This is a genomic window from Streptomyces sp. NPDC021225 (assembly GCF_044332865.1).
In the GTDB taxonomy this organism is placed as follows: Bacteria; Actinomycetota; Actinomycetes; order Streptomycetales; family Streptomycetaceae; genus Streptomyces.
Genome location: NZ_JBIRPV010000001.1, coordinates 1,061,163 through 1,079,424 on the forward strand (window position 1 = coordinate 1,061,163; position 18,262 = coordinate 1,079,424).

Below are 18,262 nucleotides of genomic sequence, written 5' to 3' on the forward strand. Positions count from 1 at the left end.
CGCGAAAGAAGGCAGACCATGGCCGACGCCAGCGACTTCCGCAGCATCCCCCCGACCACCCTCGCCGACATCCTGGGCCGCGCGCAGGTCATGGACATCGGCATCCGCCCCCTCTGGTCCCCGATCCCGCGCGTCGCCGGCCCCGCGTTCACCGTGCGGTGCCCTCCCGGCGACAACCTCATGCTCCACGCCGCCATCCACCGCGCGGAGCCCGGCTCGATCGTCGTCGTCGAGTCGGGCGACGTGGACTACGCGCTCGCCGGAGGCAACGTCTGCGCCGTCGCGCAGCGCCGCGGCATCGCGGCGTTCGTGCTCGACGGAGTGATACGCGACATCGGCGAGGTGCGCGAGATGGGCTTCCCCGTCTTCGCCCGGGGAGTCATCCCCATCCCGGGCACCAAGGCGGCCGCCGAGCCGCTCAATGTCCAGGTGCGGTGCGGCGGTGTCGACGTCAACGCCGGTGACATCGTGGTGGCCGACGAGGAGGGCATCGTGGTCACTCCCCACGCCCGACACGACGAGGTGCTGCGCGCCGCGCGGGCGAAGTTGGCCAAGGAGGCCGGGGAATCCCTCGACGCCTGGGAGGCGGCGCACCGCGCCCGTATCGACAAGATCCTGAACGACAAGGGTTTCAAGGGCTGAACGGCCGTCGTCGGGACAAGTACGCATCTCTGCGAAATGTGAGGGCGGGAGCATAGTCACGGGCTGGACGTGGGACGACACGTTGTTCTCGGGCGCGGCCGCCCACTACCAGCGCGGGAGGCTCCCATGAGCGGGTGGGGAGCCGCGACTTACCCACCGGACGGGCCCCGCCTGCTGGGCCATGTGATGCTCTGCCCATCCGGTGTCACCGTGATCTCGAACCGCTCCAACCCGGGCGCGCCATCGCTGCGCCACCGGACGACGTATTCCTCCACCGCATCCCAGATCCGGGCAGGGCCGCCCTGCCGTACGGTCCAGCCCCCACCCGCCTCCCGCAGCACCGCCCACGCCCCGGACCCCACGTCGATGAGGACGTGTTCCGAGCGTCCACCGTCGGCCATGCTGAACTGCTGCGCCCGGGGCGCGGCGAGTTGGGCGACGAACCGGGCGGCCCAGTCGGCGGTGAGGGCGTCGGGACCGAGAACGGCTCGGCGCTCCTCCCCGCCCGCGAAGTCGGGCAGCAATCCGAGTGGAGGCGGTAGCTGCGGCCGGGCCAGCATGAACGAGACCTGCCCGCCCAGAAGGCGGCCGGTGGCCGTGGCGTCGCCGTGGACGGTCAGCCGCGCCAGTTCGGAGGAGTACAGCCAGCCGCACACCGTGGCCAGGACGGTTCCACCGGACCGGGTCTGCTCGATCCAAGTCCAGGGGATGTCCAGGACACCGCAGGTGGCGATGGTCCTGTCGTAAGGGGCGCCGCCTTTGTGCCCGGACAAGCCGTCGCCGACCACCAGCTCCGGGTCATACGTACAGGCAGCCAGCGCGGTACTGGCCCGACCGGACACCTCTTGGTCCACCTCCACCGAGGTCACCAGATCGTCGCCGAGCCGGTGGCAGAGAAGAGCGGTCGAATACCCGGTTCCCGTGCCGATCTCCAGGACCCTGTTCCCGTCCTCGACCACAAGCTCCTCCAACATCCGTACGACCAGGCTCGGCATCGTGCTGGAGGAGGTGGGAGCGCGCATGATCGCTCCGCGGATGTCTTGTGGCAGGATGGTGCCCGCGATCTGTGTCACCAGGGACTCATCCTCGTAGGCGCGCTCCAGCCAACGGTCGTCGTCCGGCATGACCGGACGCCATGCAGTGGGGCCCGGGCCGTCCTCCCGCACGCCACTTTGGGCTGGTGTTGTGCGTTCTTGCTTAGTGCGCGTTGGTCGAAGTGCCGATTACTGCTCCTGCTCGATAAGCAGTTCGGCCCATACACGCTTCCCCCAGGGCAGCCGGTCCGTGCCCCCACCGGTCGGAGACGGCCTCGACGATGGCGAGGCCCCGTCCGTTCTCGTCGTCAGCGTCCGCCGTGCGCGGCGCGGGAAGAACACGCGACTTGTCGGTGACTGCGACCCGGACCCAGCGTGGGCCCGGGCGGGAGACGGTGACGCGCAGGCAGCGGCTGCCGCTGTGCATGACGGCGTTGGCGACCAGTTCCGACATGATCAGCGCTGCGGGGACGGCGAGATCCGGCAGCCCCCACGCGGTGCACGCCGCCCGCACCAGGCGACGGGCGCGTATGGCCGACGTTGCCTCGGACAGCATGCTCTGGCTGTAGGAGGGGCGGCCGGTCGCGGCGGGGCGCACGTGCTGGTTGGCCGTGAGTCCGGCGGCCACGGTGTCGCTGGAGGGCTTCGGAGGCATCGTCGGTCCTTCCTGGGGAGCGGAGGGTGGTGGCGAAGGGCGCCACCGTGTCCGCGCTTGTCCAGGTAACCGGCAGGAACTGCGGCGAGGGTATGCCGGTCTCGGCAAGGCCTCAGGGCCCGACCCTGTCGTTTTGACCCATTCGTATCCCCCGGCGAGTGGGGCCACCCCTTAACGTTCTGTCATGACGCGAACACGGAATGAGGTGCTCGCCGCCTGGATGGCCGAGCACGGGGTGAGCGCCAATGGGCTCGCGACGCAGGTCAATTCGGCTATCGCTGAGTTCACGGGTTCGTACGGGACGTGCACCGAGCGAGGTGTCTTCCGATGGCTCTCGGGGGAGGTCACCTGGCCGCACGCGCGACAGCGCGTTGCCTTGGAGCGGGTCACCGGTCGAACATCGATGCAGTTAGGGTTCCGCCCTCGGGGGCGCCAACCCGACCCGCCCGCCTCACTCGAGGAGGATCCGATGTATCGACGTGCCTTCCTCACGGCGGCGACGGCCGCCGGTGCGAGCCTCACCACGTCAGCTATAGAAGCACCGCGCCGCCTCGGTTCCACCGACGTTGACCGCCTGAACGAGAAGCTTGCCGCCGTCGTCGCCATGGACGACCGCTATGGGGGCACCCCGCAACTTGAACAACACGCCCTTTCACTTGCCCAGGAAACCCTGGATCTCCAGCAGCGCGGGACGGCATCAAGCCGAATCCGCTCCGACCTCTACGCTGTCGCCTCCGCGTTCACCTCGAGCGCCATGTGGGCTGCCATCGACGGCCGACGTTTGGACGCTGCCCAGGGCCATCTGAACCAGGCGGTCACCCTGGCCGGGCTCGCGGGGGACTCCACTGTCCAGTTCAGGGTCTGGGGTCACGCTGGGTCCCTCTACCGCCAGCTCGGCCGTTACGCCGACGCCATGGCTGCCTCCGAGGCATCCCGTGCCACAGCGATTACCCGACGCGACCCGCTCTTCACCTCGCTCGCCTCGGCGCGACTCGCTGTCGACCACGCCGACTCTGGGGACGCCAGGGCTGCACTGCGCGCCATTGACCAGGCGCAAGACGCGTTTGACCGTGCCGATCACTCTCCGTCCCGTCCCACGTGGATGCGCTTCTTCGACCAAGCCGAGCTCGACAGCTTGGCCTTGTTCGCTCATCTCAGCCTCGGCAAATGGGCCGAGGCTGAACACCACGCCCACCGTTGCCTGACTCGTCTACGTCCCGATCTCGAGCGCAACCGTGCCCTTACCCATGCCAATCTCGCCCTCGCCCAGCTGGGCCAAGGCGACATCGAACCGGCCGTTGCTTCCGCCATGACCGTGGCTGCGGAGATGGCTCACCAAGGGCGTGTTCGCAAGCTGCTTGGCGAATTCACCTACCGGTTGAACGCCATGGCGCCCAAAACTCCCGAAGCCCGCGCCTGGCGCGACCACAGGATGGAGATCGCATGACCGACACCAGTGGCCTTGCCTTCCGCCATGTGACGGACGTAAGGGACGTTCGGCAACTCTTGCTCGACATTCACGTCGAGGTGCGTGGCGGGTTCGGCATGATGGACCGGCCCTTCTACGCAGTCGAGCGCTTTGACGAACGGCTGAGCAGCTACGCCTCGCGCCCCGGCTGGGAGTCGGTCATCGCTTATCAGGGTGAGGAGCCTGTGGGCTACGCCTTCGCCACGCCGCTCGGCTCCCATACCGCTTGGTGGGAGGGGATGGCGCCGTCGCTACCGGACGATTACGTGGAGGAGACGGGTACCCGTACGCTGGCTCTGAACGAAATCCTCGTTCGCGCATCGTGGCGTGGCACCGGTGTCGCCCGCCATATTCATGAGGAACTCCTCGCCGGACGGAAAGAGCAGCGCGTCACGCTGCTGGTCAACCCGCTGATCGCAGACGGCCGTCTCCAAGCCGTATATGAGGCGTGGGGATATGAGCAGATCGCGACGCAGCAGCCGTTCCCCGACTCTCCGGTTTTCGCCGCCATGATGCGTCCGCTGCGCATCGCCTGAGCCACCGATCCAGATGCCGGGCGGCCGTCCCCGGCTTTCGGCTCGTCGCCGCGGCATCAAGAATCGGCGCATGCTGAGAATCGGATCCATCGTGCTGGGTGTATCGGATGTGCCGCGCGCTGCCGCGTTCTGGATGGAGGCCTTGGGGTACGTCCCGCGTGAGGAGGCGGTGGACGACTGGGTGGTGCTGGTTCCGGGCGAAGGGGACGGGCCCCAGCTGTCGCTGGGGCTGAGCGGGACGCCGGTGCAGGAGTATCCGCGGATCCATCTGGATTTGTATGCCGGGGACGCGGCGGACCAGGCCGCGGAGGTCGAGCGGCTGGTGGCCCTGGGCGCGCAGCGTGTGGACTGGGATCTTTATCCGGACGACGCCGACTTCGTCGTGCTCGCGGACCCCGAGGGCAACCGCTTCTGCGTCATCGACACCAGCCACGGCTGACGCGCCAACCGCGACCAGGGAACACTACGGGTGAGGGGTGGGGCAGTAGCACCCGAACTGTTGGTACCGGGGCCCGGTCGGTGTGCCGCCGGGCCCCGTGGGAGCACCGCTCAGCGGAGGTCGGTGCTCGTGATCCTGAAGCGGGCCAGGTTCTCCTCGGTGGCCCACCGGTGGAAGCCCGCCTTCTCCAGCACGCGGAGCGAGGCCGGGTTGGACAGCTCCACGGAGGCGGTGACGGTGTGGACATCCGGTGCGGTGAGGGCGTACTCCGCCAGGGCCCGGGTGGCCTCGGTGGCGTAGCCCCGGCTGCGGCGGGAGGCCACGATGCCGTATCCGATTTCGAGGATTCCTTCGCTCGGCGGCCAGAACAGGCCGAGCGAGCCCACCGTCAAGCCGCTGTCGCGCTCGATGATCAGGCGGTGGCCGTATGCGCCGAGCCAGTCGGGGTGCTGCTCGAAGAGGTTCGCGATCACCCGGTCGCCGTCGGCGGGGAAGTCGTCCGCCCAGTACACCGACCTGGTGTTGTCGATGACCGCGGCGGCCTCGATGATGCTCCACCTCTGAAGGACGAGGCGGTCGGTGGTCAGATCATCGCGAGAAGTCGAGAAAGTGGAAGACACGTGTCACTCCTGGTGGTTGGAACGACCCGGGCCGCGCTCTGCTACCGCGCGGGCCGGACGAGGGCATGCCGATGAGGGCCGGCGGCGGCCATATTCATCAACCTCCTCGTCACGTGATCACGCGTCTCTCGCGGCGGAGTGATCGTAGCAACCGCGTCTGAGCTGCGCGCCTTCCAGGGGCCGTGACGGCCATGGCTGTGACAGCCACGGCCGCGACGTCCACGGCCGGTGGCTCTCAGCCGGTCGGCTCCGCCTTCCCGCCCAGGTGCACCGGAAGGGCCTGGTGGCCGTTGGAGATGAGCGTGGGCAGGGGGAGCAGGTCCTCCTGGGGGACCGCGAGCCGGAGGTCCGGGAAGCGTTCGAAGAGGGCGGGGAGGGCGATCTGGGCCTCCAGGCGGCCCAGCGGGGCGCCCAGGCAATAGTGGACGCCGTGGCCGAAGGCCAGGTGCTCCTTGACGGCGCGGGTGATGTCGAACTGGTCGGCGTCCTCGCCGTGGACGTCGGGGTGGCGGTTGACGGCGGTGAGGGAGAGGAGGATCGCGTCGCCCTGCTTGATGGTGACGTCCGCGAGCTCGATGTCCTCGACGGCGTAGCGCAGCGGCACGTTGACCACCGGGGACTGGGCGCGCAGGGTCTCCTCGATCACGTCGTCCCAGGTGGCCTTGGACGAGCGGACCAGGGCGAGCTGGTCGGGGTGGGTCAGCATGGCGTGGACGGCGTTGTCGAGCAGCTGGACGGTGGTCTCGAAGCCGGCGGCGATGAGCAGGCCGACGGTGTCGGCGAGCTCCTGCTCGTTGAGGCGGGAGCCGTCCTCGTCCCGGACGGAGATCAGGTCGCTGGTGATGTCGTCGCCGGAGTTGTCCCGCTTGATCGCGACCAGTTCACGCAGCAGGGCCTCGTGGCCCTGGAAGGCGGCAACGGCCTCCTCGGGGGCCGCGGTCGTACGGAACATGGTGTCGACGTACCCCAGCTCGCGCTCGCGCATCTCGCCCTCGGGGATGCCGAGCAGCTCGCAGATGACGGCGATGGGGAGGGTGTGGCAGTACGCCGCCTTCAGATCGACCGCCGTGTCGGGGCCGGCCGCCGCGAGGTCGTCCAGCAGGCCGGACACCAGCTGCTCGATACGGGGGCGCATCGCGGCCGTGCGGCGAGTGGTGAAGGCCTTGGCAACGAGCCTGCGCAGCCGGGAGTGGTCGGCGCCGTACGCGGTGAACATGTTCTCCACCGCGACCCAGCCGATCAGGGGCCAGGTCGGGGGTATCTCGCCGCCCATGAACTTGGGCCAGTGGAGCCGGGGGTCCTTGGAGACGCGCGCGTCGGTGAGCAGCCGTTTGAGGAGAGCGGGGTCGGTTATCGCCCACGCCACCACGTGGTCAGGGAGTTCCACCAGGGTCGCTGGGCCGCGTTCCCGGAGCCGCGCCCCCTCCCCGTGGACGTCGCGCCCTTGGGGGTCGAGGACGAGGGGTCTGTCGAGGGGGCGGGGGTGGGGTTCCATGCGTTGCCTCCGGTGGTCTGGTCGGTCGCGGTGGCGCCCGCTTGATCGTACTTGGCGGCTACGGGAGGGAAACGGACCGGAAGGGCGGCCAGGGCCCGGTGGAACGGGCCCGGGCGCCACTGGAGTCGGGCGGGGTCGACGGTCAGCTCGATGTCCGGAATGCGGTCCAGGAGCTTCTCGACGGCGGTGGAGGCGATGATCCGCGCCGGGTCCTTCGCGGGGCAGGCGTGCGGGCCCGCGCCGAACGCCAGATGCGCGCGGTTGCCGCGGCGGTCGGAGACCAGCTGCGGGTCGTTGTTGGCGGCGCCCATGCTGATGAGGAGGGGGGTGCCCTTGCCCACCCGGTGTCCGGCGATGGTGACGTCGCGGACCGGGAAGTGGGTGGCGTAGTTGGCGATCGGCGGGTCGGTCCACAGCGCCTCGTCGAGCGCCTCGTCGACCGGCATCGTGCCGCCCGACAGATCGCCCGCGAACCGGTCGTCGGACAGCAGCAGCCGCAGCGCGTTGCAGATCAGGTTCTTCACGGGCTCGACCCCGGCGCCCAGGAGGAGGATGAGCTGACTGACCAACTCCTCGTCGTTGAGCCGGGCGGGGTGGGCCAGCAGCCAGGAGGTGATGTCCGCCCCGGGTTCGCGCCGCTTCAAAGCGATCAGCGCGAGCAGGGTCTCGATGAGGACGCCGTTGGCCTCGACCGCGTCCTCGCTGGCGTCCAGCAGCGCGGTCATGCCTTTGACCATTGGCTCGCTCATCTCGGGCGGGCAGCCGAAGAGCTGGTTGAAGACCAGCAGCGGCAGCCGGGCGCAGTACTCGCTGAGCAGTTCGGCCTCGCCCTCGGGGCCGAAGAGGTCGATGAGCAGGTCGGCGCTCTCCTCGACGTAGGTGCGCAGGGCGTGCGGGTTCAGCCGGTTGAGGGTGTCGGAGACCGCGCCGCGGTACCGGTCGTGCTCCTCGCCGTCGGTGTACATGGGGTTGGGCCGGTACATCATCATCGGCACGACGGGGCTGTCCATGGGGACCGTGCCGTTGTTGAGCGCTTCCCAGCGGCGCGGGTCCCGGGGGAAGGTCTCGGTGTTGCGCATGACCTCCAGGGCGGTGGAGTAGCTGGTGACCAGCGAGGCGTGGACGCCGGGGGAGATCTCCACGGGCGCGACGGGCCCGTACGCGCGCAGCCGTGCGTAGATCGCGGACGGGTCGGCGGCGAACTCGGGCCCGTACAGCGACTCGGGGCGGCCCGGTTCCGGGCTCTGGCCGGAGTGCGCGGGGCAGCCGGGGGGCGGGGTCGGACCAGAGCCGGGGGTGGAGGTCGGCACACGTACTCCTGGGCGGTGCGGGGATCAACCGGGCATGACAGTGGCAGCGTGAGGGTGGGCCCGGCTCGATCCCGTGAGGCGGTGACGTCGTACGGCACGGCCGAACGGGGGCAAGGTTAGCTGTGGATCACTGTCGCCTCCACCCCTGAGGGAGACTCAAACCGCCTGGTACGCCACCGGGTCCGTGCCGGGCACCGGCTCCGCCCGGCCCTGCTTCACCAGGCGGCGCAGATGCGCCTCGGCCTCCGAAACCGCGATATTCCGCGATCCGTAGGGGATATCGGCCCAGGGGCGGTTCCACTCCATGGCCTCGGCCAGCTGCCACGGCGTCAGCGGCGCGCCGAGCAGCAGGGCGCGCAGCCCGGCCAGCCGCTCCTCGTGGTGGCGCAGCAGGGCCCGCACCCGGCCCGGGGCGTCGGTGAAGGCGTGCTGGTGGGCGGGGAGCACCTCGGCCGGGTCGAGGGCGGCGACGCGTTCGAGGGAGTCCAGATAGTCGCCGAGGGGGTCGGTGACGGTGGCGTCGTCGGGGTCCTCGTACAGGCCGATGTGGGGGCTGATCTCGGGCAGCAGATGGTCGCCGGAGAACAGCCGGCCGTGGCCGGGCATGCCCTCGCCCGCCGCCGGGTGGGCTTCTTCGAGGTGCAGACAGACATGGCCGGGGGTGTGGCCGGGGGTCCAGACGGCGCGCAGCCGGCGGCCGGGCAGGTCGAGGAGTTCGCCCGGGGTGATGTGGCGGTCGGGCTGGGCGGCGCGTGTGCCCGGGAGAGCGTCGGTTTGGCCGGAGGCGCGGCCGGACGCGCGGGCGGCGCGCAGCGGGGCGAGGTGTTCCTCGGGTGCTCCGGCGGCGGCGAGCTTTACGGCGAGATAGCCGAGCCAGCGGGTGGGTTCGGCCTCGCGGGTGCGGCGGACGACCTCGGCGTCGGCGGCGTGCATGGCGATCCACGCGCCGGAGGCCTCGCGCACCCGGGCGGACAGCCCGTGGTGGTCGGGGTGGTGGTGGGTGATGAGCACGCCGTGTATGGCGGAGACCGAGGTGCCGCAGGCGGCGAGGCCCGCGGTGAGGGTGTCCCAGGCCGTCGGGTCGTCCCAGCCGGTGTCGATCAGGACCGGGCCGCGGTCGGTGTCGAGGAGGTGGACGAGGGTGTGGCCGAGGGGGTTGTCCGGGATGGGGACCGGGATGCTCCACACCCCGCCGCCGTGGTCCGTGACCCCTGGGCCGGTGCCTTCCTTCTTCGCCGCCCCCGCCATGGACATCCCTCTCTCCCGGCCGGCCGCTCCCGCGGGCCGCGCGAGCATTGCCCACTATAACTGGAACTGGTATCAGTTCTGATGCAGCGTCAGATTTCAGATTCAGCGTCAGATCTGGGCGAGCGGCGGGAGGCTCGGCGATGAGCGACCTCATCGAGCACGGACAGCTCTTCATCGGCGGCACATTGGCCGATCCGGCCGGTACGGACGTGATCGAGGTGGTCTCGCCGCACACCGAGGCGGTCATCGGGAGGGTGCCGCACGCCTCGCGCGAGGACGTGGACCGGGCGGTCGCGGCGGCGCGCACCGCCTTCGAGGAGGGCACCTGGGCCCGGGCCTCGCTGGAGGAGCGGATCGCGGTCGTCACCCGCATCAAGGACGCCGTCGCCACCCGCCACGAGGAGATCGCCAAGTCCATCAGCGCGCAGAACGGTTCCCCGTACTCCTGGAGCGTTCTGGGCCAGGCGCTCGGCGCGCTGATGGTGTGGGACTCCGCGATCACGGTGGCGCGCGGCTTCGTCTTCGAGGAGCGGCGCGCCGGGGTGCTGGGGCCGCTGCTGGTGCGGCGGGAGCCGGTCGGGGTGGTCGCGGCGGTGGTGCCGTGGAACGTCCCGCAGTTCACGGCGGCGGCGAAGCTGGCGCCCGCGCTGCTGGCCGGGTGTTCGGTGATCCTCAAGCCCTCGCCCGAGACCCCGCTGGACTCCTACATCCTGGCGGAGATCGTGGCCGGGGCCGGGCTGCCGGAGGGGGTGCTGTCGATCCTCCCGGCCGACCGCGAGGTCAGCGAGTACCTGGTCGGGCACCCGGGCGTGGACAAGGTGTCCTTCACCGGCTCGGTCGCGGGCGGCAAGCGGGTCATGGAGGTCGCCTCGCGCAATCTGACCCGGGTGACGCTGGAGCTGGGCGGGAAGTCCGCCGCGGTGATCCTGCCGGACGCCGACCTGGACGCGGCGGTCGCCGGGATCGTGCCCAACGCGTGGATGAACAACGGGCAGGCGTGTGTCGCCCAGACCCGTATCCTCGCCCCGCGCAGCCACTACGACGAGATCGCCGAGCGCCTCTCGGCCGCCGCCTCGGCCCTGGTCGTCGGCGACCCGCTGGACCCCGCGACCCAGGTCGGCCCGCTGGTGGCCCGGCGGCAGCAGCAGCGGTCGCTCGACTACATCGCCACCGGGCAGCGAGAGGGCGCCAAGGTGCTGACGGGCGGTGGGCGCCCGGCGGACCTGGAGAAGGGCTGGTACGTCGAGCCGACGCTCTTCGGCGATGTGGAGAACACCATGCGCATCGCCCGCGAGGAGATCTTCGGGCCGGTGATCTGTCTGTTGCCGTACCGGGACGAGGCGGAGGCGGTGCGCATCGCGGACGACTCCGACTACGGCCTGTCCGGCAGCGTATGGACCGCGGACGTGGCGCACGGCATCGACATCGCACGCAGGATTCGCACCGGCACGTACTCCGTCAACACCTTCAGCCTCGACATGCTCGGGCCGTTCGGCGGCTACAAGAACTCCGGCCTGGGGCGGGAGTTCGGGCCCGAGGGCTTCTCCTCGTTCCTGGAGCACAAGATGATCCACCTGCCGCAGGGCTGGGACGGGGAGCAGGGCTGATGGGCGACCGCTGGCACATCGAGGTGGACCGCGACGTCTGCATCGGCTCGGGGCTGTGCGTGAGCTCCGCGCCCGGCGGGTTCCGGCTCGACGGGGCACGGCAGTCGCATCCGGTCGCGGTGGAGACGGACGCGTCGGAGGCGGTGCTGGCGGCGGCCGAGGGATGCCCGGTCGAGGCCATCGCCATCCGGCTCGTCGGGGGCGCGGCGGGCGGGGACGGGGGTTCCCGAGGCGAGCAGGTGTTCCCGCCGGAGGAATGAGCGCGCCGAATTTCGAACTTCTGTTCATCGAACTTACTCATGCGTATTGCACGGTCTGTTCATGACGGATGTGACTGTTCCCCTCGGCGGCGGCGTGGAAATCTCTAGGCCATCACCGCCGAGGGGGGCTCGATGGACAAGAGGTATGAGGTCTTCTGTCTTGCCGACAGATATTTCTATGAGACCCCCGACCGACTGTCCGCCCGCCGCCCGGCCGCCGAAGCGAGTAATTCCGGCGTCACGGATTCCGGCGCAACGGGCTCCGACTCCTTTTATGAGGCCGCGCAGCGCCCCGCGCCCGTGGGCTGGGACAGCTTCGTCTCCGGGGACTGGCTGCACGTCAGCCCCGTGCGGGAGGACGGCACTCCGCGACCGGGCCGGCCGAGCCAGGGCTGGAAGGTGCATGTCTCGGCCTGCCTCGACAACGCGGAGAAAACCGCGGCCAAGGTCTGGGACTACTGCGTTCCCAGGGAAATACCCTTCAAATTCGTGCCCGCCGCGCATGCGCTGCTCCTGCGCAACTCGAAATACGCGGGGCGGGGCTCCAGCGGAAAGTTCGCCACCATCTATCCGGCGGACGAGGCGGAACTCCACACCATTCTCCGTGAATTGGGTGAGCTGCTGGCGGGGGAGCCGGGCCCGTACATCCTCACCGATCTGCGCTGGCAGGACGGCCCGCTGTATGTGCGATACGGCGGCTTCGCGCAGCGCTACTGTGTCGATGGCGCGGACGCCGAAGACTCGGGCTCCGGTTCCGGCTCCGGCGGCGCGCTCGTGCCCGCCATCGAGGACCCGACCGGCAGGCTCGTCCCCGACCGCCGCGACCCCGCCTTCCACGTCCCGGAATGGGTGACGCTGCCCGACTTCCTCGCGCCGCAGCTCGCGGCCCGAAACGCCACCACGACCGCCGACCTGCCGTACCGCATCGAGAAGGCCCTGCACTTCTCCAACGGCGGCGGGGTCTATGTGGGGACGGACACCCGCAGCGGCGAGAAGGTCGTTCTCAAGGAGGCGCGCCCGTACGCCGGGCTGGCCTCCGACGGGGCGGACGCGGTGACCCGCCTGGAGCGGGAGAAGGCCGCGCTGGAGCGGCTGTCCGGGCTGGGCGTGGCGCCCGAGGTGCGCGACTGGTTCACCCTGGGCGACCACCGCTTCCTGGTCATGGACCATGTCGCGGGCCGCACCCTCAACTCCTTCTTCGCGCGGCGCCACCCGCTGCTGGCCGCCGAGCCCGACCCCGCCGCGGTCGCCGAGTACACCCGCTGGGCGCTGCGGATCCACGGCGCGGTCGAGGAGGCCGTCGCCGCGGTCCACGGGCGCGGGGTGGTCTTCAACGACCTGCACATGTTCAACATCATGGTCAGCCCCGACGAGTTGTCCGTCATGCTGCTGGACTTCGAGGCGGCCGCGCACGTCGGCGAGGGGCGGCGGCAGGCCATCGCCCACCCAGGCTTCGTCGCGCCGCTGGACCGCCGCGGCTTCGAGGTCGACCGCTACGCGCTCGCGTGTCTGCGGCTGGCCCTCTTCGTGCCGATGACCACGCTGCTGGTGGTGGACCGGGGGAAGGCGGCGCACCTGGCGGAGGTGGCGGCCGCGCAGTTCCCGGTGGACCGGGCCTTTCTGGACGAGGCGGTGAAGGTGATCGCGGGCGGGGCGCGCGGCGACGCGGGCCCGGTGGCGGGTGGTGGCGCCGGGTCGGCGGCGGCCGGTGGTGTCGCGGCGGCCGGGACGGGGTCGGCTGGGATGGGGTCGGCCGGGTCGGGGGCGGCGGTGGCGGGCCGCGGCGGCGGCTCGTATGTGCCGGTGGACCCCGCCGACTGGCCCCGCAGCCGCGACTCGATGGCCCGCGCCATCCTCGCCTCGGCCACGCCCGAGCGCGACGACCGGCTCTTCCCGGGCGACATCGGCCAGTTCGCCGACGGCGGCGGGCTCGGGGTGGCCCACGGCGCGGCGGGCGTCCTCCACGCCCTCGATCTGACCGGCGCCGGGCGGTACGAGGCGGGGGAGGAGTGGCTGCTGAAGCACACCGCCCCGCCCCCGCGCTCCACCCCGCTCGGCTTCTACGACGGGCTGGCGGGCGTGGCGTACGTCCTGGAGCGGCTCGGCCACCCGCAGCGCGCGCTGGAACTCATCGAGCGGGTGCTGGACGAGAAGTGGCAGCGGCTGGCGCCCGACCTGCACGGCGGCCTCGCGGGCGTCGGCCTGGCGCTGGACCACCTCGCCCGCGCGACCGGCGAGCCGGGGCTGCGCGAGCGGGCCTCGGAGGCGGCGCGGCTGCTCGCGGACAGACAGGCCGGCGGCGCGCGGCTGACCGGCAGGCGGGCCGGGCTGCTGCACGGCGCGTCCGGCCCGGCGCTGCTCTTCCTGCGGCTGTACGAGCACTCCGGCGACCCCGCGCTGCTCGACCTCGCCGCCACCGCGCTCCGCCAGGACCTCGACCGCTGCGTCCCGGACCGCCACGGCACCCTGCTCGTCGACGAGGGCTTCCGCACCATGCCGTACCTGGGCGCGGGAAGCGTCGGGATCGGGATGGTCCTCGACAGCTGGCTCGCCCACCGCGCCGACGACGACTTCGAGGCGGCGCGCGGCTCCATCGCGGCCGCGGCGTCCCTGCGCTACTACGCCCAGCCGGGGCTGTTCAACGGCCGCGCCGGAATGGTGCTGCACCTCGGCCGCACCACCACCCCGGACCTCGCGCCCGAACGGCTCGCCGCGCAGATCGCGAGCCTGGGCTGGTACGCCGTGCGGTACCAGGGTCATCTCGCCTTCCCCGGCGAGCAGATGATGCGACTTTCCATGGATCTGGCCACCGGGACCGCGGGCTGCCTGCTCGCGCTCGGCGCGGCGTGCGCACCGCCGCCGCGCTCCGGCGAACCCGTCGGCCTGCCCTTTCTGCCGCCGCTCCGGCGGCTCTAGGACCGGCCCTCCGCGAGGGGGGCCGTAGCAAGAAAACCCATCCCCAGGGAATATTGAGAGAGAGGAACGATCATGACACTTCTCGACCTCCAGACGCTCGAGACCGAACAGTCCGAGGACTTCGGCGGTGGCGGTGGCGGCGACGAGAGCAGCGTCAGCCTGCTGCTCTGCGACAAGCACAGCTCGCACAGCAACCTGCTGTGTCTGTGACGGCCTGACGGTCTCACACTGACGCGGCCCTGGCGGATCACCCGCCCGGGGCCGCGTCCCCGCGGACCTCGCGCCGGGCTTCCGGACCGGTGCGGGGTTTCGCGGCGCTTCCGGCCCGCCTGACCTGCCACGCACACTCGCGAGGAGGCGAGGACCTGCCGCGTATGGCTTCTTCCACCAGCACAGACGCCGAAGGGCGGGCGGGCGACGGGCTGTTGCGGCAGCTGCTGCGGCGCAGTCTCGGCCGCGGGGTCGCGGTGTTCTGCGTCAGCACCGCGTCGGCCGCCGTCGGGCTCGCGCTTCCCGCCGTCCTCGGCCGTACGCTCGACGCCCTGCTCGCCGACCCCCATGGCGCGGCGGCCGGGCGCTGGGTGCTGGGGAGCGCGGGGCTCACCTGCCTGCTCGTCGTGCTGGACGCGCTGGACTCGCTCCTCACCGGCACCGCCAACGCCCGCTCCATCGCCTGGCTGCGGCGCCGTCTGCTGCGCCATACGCTGCGCGCCGGGCCGCGCGCGGGACGGCGGCTCGCGCCCGGGGACCTGGTGACCCGGCTCGTGGGGAACGCCGCGCAGGCCGGGACCGCGCCGACCGCGCTCGCCTCGGCGCTCGCCGCCGTCGTCACCCCGGTCGGCGGGCTGGTCGCGCTGGCCCTCATCGACCCCTGGCTCGCCCTCGCGTTCCTCCTCGGGCTGCCGCTGCTCGCCGCTTCGCTGCGTTCCTTCGTCCGGGACACCACCGACAGCGTCGCCCGCTACCAGCACAGCCAGGGCGAGATCGCGGGCCGCCTGGTGGAGGCGCTGGGCGGGGCGCGGACCATCGCGGCGGCCGGGACGGCCGGCCGGGAACGGGCGCGGGTGCTCGCGCCGCTGCCGGAGCTCAGCCGTCAGGGGCACCGCATGTGGCGGGTCCAGGGCCGCTCCGCCGCGTGGGCCGCCGCGATCGTCCCGCTCCTCCAGATCGCCGTGCTGGCGGTGGCCGGGCTGCGGCTGACGGCGGGGGCGCTGAGCGTCGGCAGCCTGCTGGCCGCCGCCCGCTACGCGGTGCTGGCCACCGGCGTCGGCATGCTGGTCGGCCACCTCAACGGCCTGGTGCGCAGCCGCACCGCCGCCCGTCGCTTCGCGCCCGTCCTGGCCGAGCCCGCCACCGCGTACGGCACGCGCCCGCTGCCGCCCGGGGACGGGACGCTGGAGCTGCGCGACGTCCGGGCGGTGCGCGGCGGGCGGGCGGTGCTGAGCGGCGTCGACCTGGTGGTGCCGGGCGGGCGCTGCCTCGCCGTGGTCGGCCGCTCCGGCTCCGGCAAGTCGACGCTGGCCGCGCTCGCCGGGCGGCTCGCCGACCCGGACGGCGGCCAAGTGCTGCTCGACGGCGTGCCACTGCCCGAACTCACCCACGACGCGCTGCGCCGCGCGATCGGCTACGCCTTCGAACGCCCCGCGCTGCTCGGCGGCACGATCGGCGGGACCATCGCGCTGGGGCCCGCTCCGGCGCCGCCCGGGCGGGTGGTCGAGGCGGCGCGCGCCGCCTGCGCCGACGACTTCGTACGGCTGCTCCCGGACGGGTACGACACGCCCTGCGCGGGCGCGCCGCTGTCGGGTGGCGAGACCCAACGCCTGGGTCTGGCCCGGGCCTTCGCCCATGACGGGCGGCTGCTGATCCTCGACGACGCGACATCGAGCCTGGACACCGTCACCGAGCTGCGGGTGAGCCGGGCCCTGTCCGGCCGCCTCCCCGGCGCCCGGCGGCCCCGCACCCGGGTGATCGTCGCGCACCGCGCGGCGACTGCGGCCCGCGCGGATCTGGTGGTCTGGCTGGAGGACGGGCGGGTCCGGGCCGCGGGCCGCCACGCGGACCTCTGGGAACTGGCCGGGTACCGGGCGGTGTTCGTTGACCCGGATGTATCCGGCGAGCAGGACGTATCGGAAGTGCCATATGCGGACGGGGGCGTTCAGGGTGGCTGAATCCGGCCGGTATAAAAGGGGCGGCCGGGCGGGGCGCGGCGGGGGCAGGCCGGGGCCATATGCCGAGGGCATTCGCTTTCTGTGGGGGCGGCGCCGGGTGCTCGCGCGGCTCGCGGCGTGGTCGGTGCTGGAGTCCGGGCAGACGTTCCTGGGCGGATACGCGCTGGCCCGCGCCCTGGACGACGGGTTCCTGGCGGGGGAGCGGGGCGTCGGGCTGGCCTGGCTGGGGCTCGCCGCGCTGGCCGTGGCCCTCGGCGCGTACGGCACCGGCCGCGTCTACGGCGCGGTGGCCACCCTCGTCGAGCCGCTGCGCGACGGGCTCGTGCGGCGCGTCGTGACGCGGGCCGTGGGCGGGGACGAGGGCGGGGGCGCGGGCAGCACGGCGGTCTCCCGGCTCACCCACCAGGTGGAGATCGCCCGCGACACCTTCGCGGGCCTGGTCATGGTCTCCCGCTCGTTCGTGTTCGTCGCGGCCGGCGCGCTGGTCGGCCTCTTCTCGCTCGCCCCGGTCCTGCTGCTCGTCGTCCTCCCGCCGCTGGTCCTCGGACTCGCGCTGTTCCTGGCGACGCTGCGTCCGATGGCCCGCCGTCAGGAGGCCTTCCTCGAAGCGGACGAGAACATCGCGGAGACGCTCGGCGCCGTCGCCTCCGGGCTGCGGGACATCACCGCGGCGGGGGCGGAGAAGCCGGTCGGCGCGGCCGCGGGCGAGCGGATCGACGCCGAGTACCGCGCGGCGCGCGCCCTCGCCCGCTGGGGCGTGGTGCGCGTGCTCGCGACGGGTGTCGGCGGGCGGCTGCCCGTCGTACTGCTGCTGGCGGCCGCCCCCTGGCTGCTGGCGCGGGGGGTCACGCCGGGCGCCCTGGTGGGGGCGCTGGTCTACCTCCAGCAGTCGCTGCTGCCCGCCCTCCAGAGCCTGATGCAGGCACTCGGTACAGGCGGCTCCCGACTCGCGGTAGTGATCCGCCGGCTGACCGCCCCCGCGGAACCGGCCCCCGGGGCGGGACTCGCCGCGGGCGCCCCGGGGACGGGCCTGGGCGCAGGGCCTGCGGGGAGGAGCCCCGGCGCGGGCGCCCAGGAGACGGCCCTTCGCCCGACGCCCCCCGCCGGCGCGGCGCTCCCCGCCGCGCCGGGACGGGCCCCATCGGGCCCCGACCCCGCCCCCGCCGCCGTTGAGCTGCGCTCGGTCACCTTCGCCTACGGCGACCGCGCCGCGCCCGTCGTCCAAGGCCTGGACCTCCGCGTGCCGGCGGGTGGTCATCTGGCCGTGGTCGGGCCGAGCGGGATCGGCAAGTCGACGCTGGCGGGTCTGATCGCGGGGCTGTTGGAGCCGCGGTCGGGGGAGATCCGGGTGTGCGGCGAGCCCGTACGGGGGCCCGCGGGGGCGCCGCGGGTGCTGATTCCGCAGGAGGCGTACGTCTTCTCGGGCACCCTCGCCGACAACCTCCGCTATCTGTGCCCCGAGCCCGATGCCCCCACCCACGCCGAACTGACCGCCGTCGCCGACGAGATGGGGCTCGGCGCGCTGCTGTCCCGGCTCGGCGGGCCGGGCGCCGACGTCGACCCGGCCGCGCTGTCCGCGGGGGAGCGCCAGCTGATCGCGCTCGCCCGCGCCTATCTCTCCCCCGCCCCCGTGGTGCTGCTCGACGAGGCGACCTGCCATCTCGACCCGGCCGCCGAGGCCCGCGCGGAGCGGGCCTTCGCGCGGCGCCCCGGTACCACGCTGATCGTGATCGCCCACCGCGTCAGCTCGGCGCGCCGGGCCGGGCGCGTGCTGGTCATGGACGGTCGGCACACGGTCTGCGGCCGCCATGCCGAGCTGCTGGAGCGCTCGGCGCTCTATCGCGATCTCGCGGGAAGCTGGGAC

15 protein-coding genes and 1 pseudogene are annotated in these 18,262 nt (G+C 72.3%); 10 read left to right on the top strand and 6 right to left on the bottom strand.

Annotated features, from left to right (window positions below; genetic code table 11):
- The first annotated feature begins 18 nt into the window (after positions 1 to 18).
- On the top strand, positions 19 to 642 hold the full coding sequence (locus ACH4S9_RS04910) for an RraA family protein (RefSeq protein ID WP_398369851.1): 624 nt from the start codon (positions 19 to 21) through the stop codon (positions 640 to 642).
- A gap of 149 nt (positions 643 to 791) precedes the next feature.
- On the opposite strand, the gene tgmC is transcribed toward ACH4S9_RS04910, so the two are convergent.
- On the bottom strand, positions 792 to 1,808 hold the full coding sequence (gene tgmC, locus ACH4S9_RS04915) for an ATP-grasp peptide maturase system methyltransferase (RefSeq protein WP_398369853.1): 1,017 nt from the start codon (positions 1,806 to 1,808) through the stop codon (positions 792 to 794).
- Between the two features lie 31 nt (positions 1,809 to 1,839).
- Positions 1,840 to 2,331, bottom strand: a complete 492-nt coding sequence (locus ACH4S9_RS04920) for an ATP-binding protein (RefSeq protein WP_398369855.1) — start codon at positions 2,329 to 2,331, stop codon at positions 1,840 to 1,842.
- 184 nt (positions 2,332 to 2,515) lie between these two features.
- On the opposite strand from ACH4S9_RS04920, the gene ACH4S9_RS04925 reads away from it, so the two are divergent.
- The 3 genes from ACH4S9_RS04925 (at position 2,516) to ACH4S9_RS04935 (ending at position 4,774) form a co-directional block, all read left to right on the top strand.
- A complete protein-coding gene (locus tag ACH4S9_RS04925) occupies positions 2,516 to 3,778 on the top strand; it encodes a Tat pathway signal protein (RefSeq protein ID WP_398369857.1) in 1,263 nt (420 codons plus the stop codon).
- Complete coding sequence (locus ACH4S9_RS04930) at positions 3,775 to 4,335, top strand: GNAT family N-acetyltransferase (RefSeq protein WP_311722839.1); 561 nt, start codon at positions 3,775 to 3,777, stop codon at positions 4,333 to 4,335. The genes ACH4S9_RS04925 and ACH4S9_RS04930 overlap by 4 nt, the downstream gene beginning before the upstream one ends.
- 70 nt (positions 4,336 to 4,405) lie before the next feature.
- Positions 4,406 to 4,774, top strand: coding sequence for a VOC family protein (locus ACH4S9_RS04935; RefSeq protein WP_311722840.1), 369 nt, complete (start codon positions 4,406 to 4,408; stop codon positions 4,772 to 4,774).
- Positions 4,775 to 4,884: 110 nt separating this feature from the next.
- On the opposite strand, the gene ACH4S9_RS04940 is transcribed toward ACH4S9_RS04935, so the two are convergent.
- From ACH4S9_RS04940 to ACH4S9_RS04955, 4 genes are all read right to left on the bottom strand, one after another.
- A complete protein-coding gene (locus ACH4S9_RS04940) occupies positions 4,885 to 5,394 on the bottom strand; it encodes a GNAT family N-acetyltransferase (RefSeq protein WP_311722841.1) in 510 nt (169 codons plus the stop codon).
- 235 nt (positions 5,395 to 5,629) lie between these two features.
- Entirely contained in the window at positions 5,630 to 6,763 is a 1,134-nt protein-coding gene (locus tag ACH4S9_RS04945) for a cytochrome P450 (protein WP_398370513.1), read from the bottom strand.
- On the bottom strand, positions 6,745 to 8,199 hold the full coding sequence (locus tag ACH4S9_RS04950; RefSeq protein ID WP_398369860.1) for a cytochrome P450: 1,455 nt from the start codon (positions 8,197 to 8,199) through the stop codon (positions 6,745 to 6,747). Before ACH4S9_RS04950 ends, ACH4S9_RS04945 begins: the two co-directional genes overlap by 19 nt.
- 156 nt (positions 8,200 to 8,355) lie before the next feature.
- Positions 8,356 to 9,453, bottom strand: coding sequence for an MBL fold metallo-hydrolase (locus tag ACH4S9_RS04955; RefSeq protein ID WP_311722843.1), 1,098 nt, complete (start codon positions 9,451 to 9,453; stop codon positions 8,356 to 8,358).
- 134 nt (positions 9,454 to 9,587) lie between these two features.
- On the opposite strand from ACH4S9_RS04955, the gene ACH4S9_RS04960 reads away from it, so the two are divergent.
- The 6 genes and pseudogenes from ACH4S9_RS04960 to ACH4S9_RS04985 all read left to right on the top strand — a co-directional run.
- A complete protein-coding gene (locus tag ACH4S9_RS04960; protein WP_358843991.1) occupies positions 9,588 to 11,054 on the top strand; it encodes an aldehyde dehydrogenase in 1,467 nt (488 codons plus the stop codon).
- Positions 11,054 to 11,314: a ferredoxin gene (locus tag ACH4S9_RS04965; RefSeq protein WP_311722845.1), complete on the top strand. Its 261-nt coding sequence runs from the start codon at positions 11,054 to 11,056 to the stop codon at positions 11,312 to 11,314. Before ACH4S9_RS04960 ends, ACH4S9_RS04965 begins: the two co-directional genes overlap by 1 nt.
- A 132-nt stretch (positions 11,315 to 11,446) precedes the next feature.
- A complete protein-coding gene (lanKC, locus tag ACH4S9_RS04970; protein WP_398369863.1) occupies positions 11,447 to 14,230 on the top strand; it encodes a class III lanthionine synthetase LanKC in 2,784 nt (927 codons plus the stop codon).
- A 72-nt stretch (positions 14,231 to 14,302) separates the two neighbouring features.
- Positions 14,303 to 14,440 (top strand): SapB/AmfS family lanthipeptide, encoded by a 138-nt coding sequence (locus ACH4S9_RS04975; RefSeq protein WP_385341702.1) that lies wholly within the window; start codon positions 14,303 to 14,305, stop codon positions 14,438 to 14,440.
- 164 nt (positions 14,441 to 14,604) lie between these two features.
- Positions 14,605 to 16,398: an ABC transporter ATP-binding protein gene (locus ACH4S9_RS04980; RefSeq protein WP_398369866.1), complete on the top strand. Its 1,794-nt coding sequence runs from the start codon at positions 14,605 to 14,607 to the stop codon at positions 16,396 to 16,398.
- A 916-nt stretch (positions 16,399 to 17,314) separates the two neighbouring features.
- Positions 17,315 to 18,040 (top strand): annotated as a pseudogene (locus ACH4S9_RS04985) (ATP-binding cassette domain-containing protein); the annotation flags it as partial.
- Positions 18,041 to 18,262: the final 222 nt, after the last annotated feature.

Excerpts from the sequence above, each read along its gene's own strand:
- ACH4S9_RS04925 (WP_398369857.1), top strand. The coding sequence starts at position 2,516 with ATGACGCGAACACGGAATGAGGTGCTCGCCGCCTGGATGGCCGAGCAC.
- ACH4S9_RS04920 (WP_398369855.1), bottom strand. The coding sequence starts at position 2,331 with ATGCCTCCGAAGCCCTCCAGCGACACCGTGGCCGCCGGACTCACGGCC.
- ACH4S9_RS04975 (WP_385341702.1), top strand. The coding sequence starts at position 14,303 with ATGACACTTCTCGACCTCCAGACGCTCGAGACCGAACAGTCCGAGGAC.
- ACH4S9_RS04955 (WP_311722843.1), bottom strand. The coding sequence starts at position 9,453 with ATGTCCATGGCGGGGGCGGCGAAGAAGGAAGGCACCGGCCCAGGGGTC.
- ACH4S9_RS04930 (WP_311722839.1), top strand. The coding sequence starts at position 3,775 with ATGACCGACACCAGTGGCCTTGCCTTCCGCCATGTGACGGACGTAAGG.
- ACH4S9_RS04980 (WP_398369866.1), top strand. The coding sequence starts at position 14,605 with ATGGCTTCTTCCACCAGCACAGACGCCGAAGGGCGGGCGGGCGACGGG.
- lanKC (WP_398369863.1), top strand. The coding sequence starts at position 11,447 with ATGGACAAGAGGTATGAGGTCTTCTGTCTTGCCGACAGATATTTCTAT.
- ACH4S9_RS04960 (WP_358843991.1), top strand. The coding sequence starts at position 9,588 with ATGAGCGACCTCATCGAGCACGGACAGCTCTTCATCGGCGGCACATTG.
- ACH4S9_RS04910 (WP_398369851.1), top strand. The coding sequence starts at position 19 with ATGGCCGACGCCAGCGACTTCCGCAGCATCCCCCCGACCACCCTCGCC.
- ACH4S9_RS04935 (WP_311722840.1), top strand. The coding sequence starts at position 4,406 with ATGCTGAGAATCGGATCCATCGTGCTGGGTGTATCGGATGTGCCGCGC.
- ACH4S9_RS04965 (WP_311722845.1), top strand. The coding sequence starts at position 11,054 with ATGGGCGACCGCTGGCACATCGAGGTGGACCGCGACGTCTGCATCGGC.